The following is a 6,770-nucleotide window of genomic DNA, read 5'->3' on the forward strand; positions in this document are numbered from 1 at the left end:
CACCGCAGCGCCTCGCGCTTGTTGCGCGACCGCTTCACCGGGTTGGCGGACCGCGGGCGGCGCGCGGCCATCCCGGCGGCGACGAGACCAAGGCCACGCCCGCGACGATGGCACCCAGCCCGATGCCGCCGACGGGGCGCCGGGTGCGGCGTCGAAACGTGTCATATATCCAGTCATGGGTCATTGCGTGTTCCCTTTCCTCCTGCCGAAACCTCTCTCGTCCCAGCGCGAGACCATGCGCCGGGATCTGTGCTTAGGCCTGTCGGAACCGCTCCGCCTCCAGCGGGCGCAGGCGCAGCCCGAAGCCAGGTTCGCCATTGTCGCGCAACTGGCCATTCTCAGGCTCGGGCGCGCCGTCGAACAGCATCCCCTCGATCCGGACATGGTCGTGAAACCATTCGAGGTGGATTGCGGGCAGCGCGGCGAGGCAGGCGTGCAGATGCAGCGCGGGAGCGCAATGTGCAGACAGCGGCACCTGATGCGCGGCGCTCAGCGCGGCCACGCCCATGAAGCCAGTGATGCCCGCGCAGCGCGTGGCATCCGCCTGCAGCACGTCAACCGCGCCCGCTTCGAGCATGTGGCGGAAGTAGCCGATATTGAAACCGTATTCGCCCGCCGTGACATTCATTCCCGTTGGAGCCCGGTCGCGGCACAGGCGCAGCCCTTCGAGGTCATCCGAGGAGACGGGCTCCTCGTGCCATTCGACGCCGAAGTCGCGGGCGCGCTCTGCCAGCGCCAGAGCCTCCTTGCGGTTCTGGGCGCCATTGGCATCCATGAACAGCCGACAGTCGGGGCCAATGGCGTTACGCGCCCCTTTCAGGCGGTGTGGATCGCGCTCGGGCTCGCGCCCGACCTTGATCTTCACCATCGAGAAGCCCTCGGAGGCCCAACCCTCGAGTTGGCTGCGCAGCTGCCGGTCGTCATAGGAGGTGAAACCGCCCGAACCATAGGCCGGGATCGTATCGCGCGCGCGTCCCAGAAGGGCCGCCACGGGCTCGCCCAGCAGCTTCCCCTTGAGGTCCCAAAGCGCGGTATCCACCGCAGCGATCGCCATCGCGACGGGACCGTCGCGCCCGATATTTCGCGTGGCATGGACCATCGCCAGCCAGAGCTTCGCTATGTCGAGCGCGTTGCGCCCTTTCAACTGTGGAATGAGAATGTCTCGCACGATCCCCGCCGTCGCGGGGGTCGTGTAGCTGTAGCCAAGACCAGTCTCACCCCCGGCGGAAATGGAGACGAGAACCATCGAGGTCTCGCCCCATTCCAGCGTCCCGTCGGATTCCGGCGCATCGGTCGGGATCGTCAGGGCGGAGACGTCGACCGCCTCGATCAGCGGGTCGGAGCCGAGGGTCATCTCAGCGGTCCGTGACGCGCTTGATGGTCTGCTTCACGATGCCAGCCGTTCCGGAGTCACCGTGGACGAGCGCGCTCATGAAGGACTTGGCCTGATCCATCGTGATATGGGGCGGCAGCGTCGGCACGTCCGGATCGACAGTGGCGTGGATCACGGTCGGGCGATCCGCCGCGAAGGCGGCCTCCCAGGCCGGGCCAATCTCCTCGGTGCGGTCGATCCGAAGCCCCTTCAGGCCCAAGAGCTCCGCATAGGCGGCCATGTCGATATCGGGCACGTCCTGCGTCTTGTCGACACGAGGGCTGTCGGCCATCGCGCGCAGCTCCCACGTCACCTGATTGAGATCCTGATTGGCCAGCACGCAGATCACCAGCCGCGGGTCGGCCCAGTCGCGCCAGTATTTCGAGACGGTGATCAGATCGGTGACGCCGAGCATTTGCATCGCGCCGTCGCCTACGAAGGCCACCGCAGCGCGATCGGGAAAGCAGAACTTCGCGGCCACCGCGTAGGGCACGCCCGGGCACATCGTCGCCAGCGTCCCCGACAGCGACGCCTTCATGCCCCGGCGGATTTTAATCGCGCGCGCCAGCCAATTGGCCGAGCTGCCCGAATCCGCCGACAGGATCGCCTTATCGGGCAGCCGCGACGACGCCTCCCAGAACAACCGCTCGGGATTGACGGGATCGGCGCTTTCCTTGGCGCGCTTCTCGACGCCCTCCCACCATTCGGCGGTCTTCTTCTCGATCTTCCCCCGCCACGACCGGTCGGTCTTGGGCTTGAGACGCGGCAATAAGGCCTCCACCGTGTCGGCTGCATCGCCCACGAGGTTCACGTCCATCGGATAGCGCATCGACACCATTGTCGGGTCGAGGTCGATCTGCACCGCCTTGGCCTGCCCTTCCTTGGGGAGGAATTCCGAATAGGGGAAGCGCGAGCCGATCATCAGAAGCGTGTCGCATTCACGCATCATCCAGTCAGAAGCCTGCGTGCCCAGAAGCCCGATCGAGCCGGTCACGAATGGCAGATCGTCGGGCAGTGCGGCCTTGCCCAGAAGTGCCTTCGCAACGCCCGCGCCGAGCGTTTCGGCAAGCTGGGTGATCTGTGTCTCGGCGCCGATCGCACCTGCGCCAACGAGGATGCCGACCTTTTCGCCCGCGTTCAGAATATCCGCCGCGGCGGCGAGGTCCTTGTCCGCCGGAAGCAGGCGGGGCGCCTGATAGCCAACGCCACTGTGGACGGTGCCATGGGCATGGGGCGGCGCTTCGACCGCCGGGGCCTCCTGCACGTCATTGGGGGCGATCACGCAGGTCACGCTGCGCCGCGCCTGTGCGATCCGGAGCGCCCGATCGATCAGATGGCGCGCTTGCCCCGGTGCCATCATCGTGTGGACATATTCGCTCGCCACGTCCTTGAAGAGCGATTGCAGGTCGACCTCCTGCTGGTAATTGCCGCCAAGCGCGTTGCGTCCCTGCTGGCCGACGATCGCAAGCACCGGCTGGTGGTCCAGCTTGGCGTCGTAGAGCCCATTGAGCAGATGAATCGCGCCGGGGCCGGAGGTCGCGAGACAGCAGCCCACCTCGCCGGTCCATTTCGCATGCGCCGCTGCCATAAACGCGGCGCTTTCCTCATGACGTGCCTGAACGAATTCGATCTCGTCATCGCGTCCGAGCGCTGCGACGAGGCCGCTGATTCCGTCTCCGGGGAAGCCATAGATGCGGGTGATGCCCCATTGCTTGAGGCGAGTAAGAATGAAATCGGCAACGGTGTCGGACATGAAGAGTTCCTCCACAGTTCGGGGTGAATAGGAAAGGGAAACGGGCTTGTTTCGCTCAGTGTTCCGACAAGAGCCTGTGAGGAGGCCCCAGTAAAAGAAACGCAGGAACATTGCGGCGCGCATCCGGTTGGTCCGTTCAGACCCACCCAGAAAGGAGCCGGTTATGAATTACCCCAAACCTCCCTTCCCCAAGCAACCGCAGTCCCTCCCCGGTTCGACCGAGAAGATGGAACCGCGCCCCGATCATGGCGAGCAGAGCTATGTCGGGTCGGGCAGGCTCGAGGGCATGGCCGCCCTCGTGACCGGCGCGGACAGCGGCATCGGTCGCGCCGTAGCGCTGGCCTATGCGCGCGAGGGGGCCGACGTGATGATTTCCTATCTCGAAGAAAACGACGAGGCCGAAGAAACCCGCCGACTTGTCGAAGAGGCGGGCCGCCGCGCCTACGTGATGTCGGGCGACATTCAGAACGCCGACCATTGCCGCGCGCTGGTCCGCGACACGCATGAAGCCTTCGGCCGTTTCGACATTCTCGTCAACAACGCGGCGCACCAGATGCATTTCGACGAGATCGAGGACATTTCCGACGAGGAATGGGATACGACCTTCCGCACGAACATCCATTCGATGTTCTACCTGTGCAAGGCCGCTGTCCCGGTGATGGAGAAAAATGGCGCGATCATCAACACGGCCTCGATCAACTCGGACAAACCGAACCCGGGCCTTCTCGCCTATGCGGCGACAAAGGGCGCGATTCAGAACTTCACCACCGGGCTTGCCCAGATGCTGGCCCCGCGTGAGATACGGGTAAACTGCGTAGCGCCAGGGCCGGTTTGGACGCCGCTGATCCCCTCGACCCTACCGGAGGACTCGGTCGCGCATTTCGGGGAAGACAAGCCAATGGGCCGCCCCGCGCAACCTGCCGAACTGGCGTCCGCCTACGTTATGCTCGCCGATCCGCGCTCGAGCTACACGTCCGGCGCGACCGTGGCCGTCACCGGCGGGATGCCGATGATCTAATCAAACGCGCGGGCGCGTCAAACATTTGCGGCGGCCCGCGCGGATTTCTCCCGCGGAATTTCGGAAGTCAGACTCGGTCAGCTTCAAGCCGGAATGACTTCGATCTGATTCTGGACAAGGAGAACACCACGCACTTCCTGCGCGAGCGCCTCTGCGAGTGTCCGCTGAAACTCCAACCCGATCGTGCCCTTGAGAGTCACGACCCCTTCGTCCACGACGATCAGAACGTGGCTCATGTCGATCCGCCCATCGCTTTCGAGCGCGCCCTTTACAGCAGGCGAAAGCTCCTCATCGCGCATCACGCGATCGGGTTGTTCTGGCGGTTCGGGCATGATCGGTTGCTCGACACCGTGATAGCCTTCCGGTCGGCTTGGCTCGGCAAGATCCGAGCGCACCACGCGGACATCTTTTTCATCGCCATTCTCAGTCATGATTACCTCCATGGCTGTGGAAGAGTTCAACGGGTGAATGTCTCGCTTGTTCCTGCACAGGCCGAACTCGGTGCGATCACGATGCTCCTCAAGATGGAACAATGCGTGGCGCGTGTTGTTTCTTCGATATGCATGACGAGCCTCGCGTGCAGCACCGCACGGGTCTCACGCGAGGGCTCACTTTGACCAAAGGAGGCCCATCATGTTGACCAGACTGCTTTTTGCCGCCTCAGCCCTTGGCGCCTTGGGGTATCTCATCAACCAGCGGCGCCACACGTCTTCTTCGGAAGTTCGACCAGCAGGCCCTTCACAGATGCGCAATCCGCCGCGGCAATGGGATCAGGTGGATGAGCAAATGGACGAGAGCTTCCCGGCGAGCGACCCGCCCGCGAACTACTGACCTCACCAGCGAGGCTCCGGTATCGAGCCGCCGGCTCCTGCGCAGAGAGCGATGACATGCCCAACACTTATCTCGAAGACACATTGATCACTTTGGAGGCCCGGCTGATTGCGCAGCGGCGCCTTTTGGCGCGAATGGTGGCGGAGATGCCCCCAGAAGCACGCGAAACCCTTCTTTCCTGGATCAACGAGCGTGAAGTGATGCGCGACGGGCAGGAAGATCCCGGTGCCGTGCCTGACGCGGTCGATGCGCTCCCATTAAGCATCGCCCAAGAGTTCCAGCAGATCGCGACACTCGCACGCCGTCACCACCGCAGCAGTGATTTATAGACACGGACTGAGTGTGAGCGATGAAAACGACACCGCGCGACAGACGACCCAAACCGCCCTGCCCTGCGTTGCGCAGCACTGCTACAGCCCAGTTTGGTGCGTCCGTGACAAATTCAACCACAGCGAGGGAAGGCAGATGCATCATTCCCAAACCATTCCCCACCTTCCGGAGATCGACAGCACCCGCGCCTTTCTCAGCGAGGGCTATCCATTCATTTCGCGCAGATGCGACGAGCTTGGAAGCGATGCGATCCGAACCCGCTTGATGCTACGCCCGGTCACGTTTCTTCGCGGATTGGATGCGGTTCGCGGCTTCTATCGGGCGGGCCGCATGACACGCCGCGGAGCGATGCCACCGACCGTAGTGCCGCTTCTCCAGGGCAAGGGCAGCGTGCAAAGTCTCGACGGCGCAGAGCATCAGGTCCGCAAGAAAATGTTTCTCGATCTCATGGCCCCCGTGCGGCTGCAGCAGGCTCGCCAGATTTTCGCAGAAGAATGGCAGGCGGCGGCACGCATTTGGCGAGGCCGTGAGATCGACCTCTCCGATGCTGTCGACGGCATTATGACACGCACCGCGCTTCGCTGGTGCGGCATCGACCCGGCACAACATGACGTTGCGCGCCGCTCGCGTGAACTCAGCACGATGTTCGCCGAAGCCGGTGCGCTCGGGCCCGCCTATCTGCAGGCACGCTGGCTCCGAGCTCGATGTGAGCGTTGGGCGCGAAGTCTCATTGCTGAGACCCGAGAAGTGGACGGACCCGCCGGAAGCACCTTGGGCAAGCTTGCCTTCCACACAGATCTCGATGGCCGCCGCATGAGCGAGGATGTGGCCGCGAAAGAACTCCTGAACATCCTGCGCCCGATCGTGGCAGTCGGACGCTACGTCGTCTTTGCCGCCCACGCACTGCATGTCCAGCGCGCGGCAATCCCCGCTATGACGGAAGACGACGAAAACATCAGTCGCGCGATCGCCGAAGAGGTTCGTAGGCTTTATCCGTTCTTCCCGGCGATCGGCGGACGCGTGCGCGAAGCGTTCGACTGGCACGGCGCGAGGTTCGAGCCCGGCGACTGGTTGGTGCTCGACCTCTACGGCACCAATCACGATCCCAAGACATGGGATGACGCGGAAAGCTTCTGTCCCGAACGCCATTTGGGGCGCGATCGCCAACCCGAGGGGCTCGTGCCGCAAGGTGGAGGCCACTACCTACAAAATCACCGTTGTCCCGGCGAGTGGCTCACGACCGAGTTGCTAACCGAAGCAGTGATGCAATTGCGCAAGCTCGACTGGACTCTGCCGGAACAGAACCTGTCGCTTCCCGAAAACCAGTTCCCACCGCTGCCCGAGGGCGGTTTGCGCGTTGCGGTGGCACCCATTTGAACCACCGCGAGCGCAATTATGGGACGACTACTTCTTGAACCCCGGCGCTCAATGGATAGAGCGCCGGGACGAGGTATCAACCGATCTGC

7 protein-coding genes are annotated in these 6,770 nt (G+C 63.6%); 4 read left to right on the forward strand and 3 right to left on the reverse strand.

Annotation, left to right across the window (positions count from 1 at the left end; translation table 11 throughout):
• Positions 1 to 253 precede the first annotated feature (253 nt).
• Together B3D39_RS11565 and B3D39_RS11570 are read right to left on the reverse strand one after the other, a co-directional pair.
• Positions 254 to 1,354 (reverse strand): enolase C-terminal domain-like protein, encoded by a 1,101-nt coding sequence (locus B3D39_RS11565; RefSeq protein WP_274963764.1) that lies wholly within the window; start codon positions 1,352 to 1,354, stop codon positions 254 to 256.
• Between the two features lies 1 nt (position 1,355).
• The gene (locus tag B3D39_RS11570) at positions 1,356 to 3,125 is read right to left on the reverse strand and encodes a thiamine pyrophosphate-requiring protein (protein ID WP_274963763.1); all 1,770 of its coding nucleotides are present in this window, start codon (positions 3,123 to 3,125) and stop codon (positions 1,356 to 1,358) included.
• Positions 3,126 to 3,288: 163 nt separating this feature from the next.
• Between B3D39_RS11570 and B3D39_RS11575 the strand changes: the two genes are divergently transcribed.
• Positions 3,289 to 4,143: an SDR family oxidoreductase gene (locus B3D39_RS11575; RefSeq protein WP_274963762.1), complete on the forward strand. Its 855-nt coding sequence runs from the start codon at positions 3,289 to 3,291 to the stop codon at positions 4,141 to 4,143.
• Positions 4,144 to 4,226: 83 nt separating this feature from the next.
• Here the strand turns inward: B3D39_RS11575 and B3D39_RS11580 are convergent, their stop codons facing one another.
• Complete coding sequence (locus tag B3D39_RS11580) at positions 4,227 to 4,676, reverse strand: BON domain-containing protein (RefSeq protein ID WP_286789710.1); 450 nt, start codon at positions 4,674 to 4,676, stop codon at positions 4,227 to 4,229.
• A 100-nt stretch (positions 4,677 to 4,776) separates the two neighbouring features.
• Between B3D39_RS11580 and B3D39_RS11585 the strand changes: the two genes are divergently transcribed.
• From B3D39_RS11585 to B3D39_RS11595, 3 genes are read left to right on the forward strand one after another with little or no spacing between them, the layout of a single operon-like run.
• Positions 4,777 to 4,974, forward strand: coding sequence for a hypothetical protein (locus B3D39_RS11585; RefSeq protein ID WP_078523539.1), 198 nt, complete (start codon positions 4,777 to 4,779; stop codon positions 4,972 to 4,974).
• A 56-nt stretch (positions 4,975 to 5,030) separates the two neighbouring features.
• A complete protein-coding gene (locus B3D39_RS11590; RefSeq protein WP_078523540.1) occupies positions 5,031 to 5,303 on the forward strand; it encodes a hypothetical protein in 273 nt (90 codons plus the stop codon).
• A 13-nt stretch (positions 5,304 to 5,316) separates the two neighbouring features.
• Positions 5,317 to 6,681, forward strand: a complete 1,365-nt coding sequence (locus B3D39_RS11595) for a cytochrome P450 (protein ID WP_286789711.1) — start codon at positions 5,317 to 5,319, stop codon at positions 6,679 to 6,681.
• The last annotated feature ends 89 nt before the right edge of the window (positions 6,682 to 6,770 follow it).

It is taken from the genome of Thioclava sp. UBA3469 (assembly GCF_002378135.1).
Classification (GTDB): domain Bacteria; phylum Pseudomonadota; class Alphaproteobacteria; order Rhodobacterales; family Rhodobacteraceae; genus Thioclava; species Thioclava sediminum.

What these genes read in the sequence shown, in the direction of transcription:
- B3D39_RS11570 (WP_274963763.1), bottom strand. Translation starts at nt 3,125, where the DNA reads ATGTCCGACACCGTTGCCGATTTCATTCTTACTCGCCTCAAGCAATGG.
- B3D39_RS11575 (WP_274963762.1), top strand. Translation starts at nt 3,289, where the DNA reads ATGAATTACCCCAAACCTCCCTTCCCCAAGCAACCGCAGTCCCTCCCC.
- B3D39_RS11565 (WP_274963764.1), bottom strand. Translation starts at nt 1,354, where the DNA reads ATGACCCTCGGCTCCGACCCGCTGATCGAGGCGGTCGACGTCTCCGCC.
- B3D39_RS11585 (WP_078523539.1), top strand. Translation starts at nt 4,777, where the DNA reads ATGTTGACCAGACTGCTTTTTGCCGCCTCAGCCCTTGGCGCCTTGGGG.
- B3D39_RS11590 (WP_078523540.1), top strand. Translation starts at nt 5,031, where the DNA reads ATGCCCAACACTTATCTCGAAGACACATTGATCACTTTGGAGGCCCGG.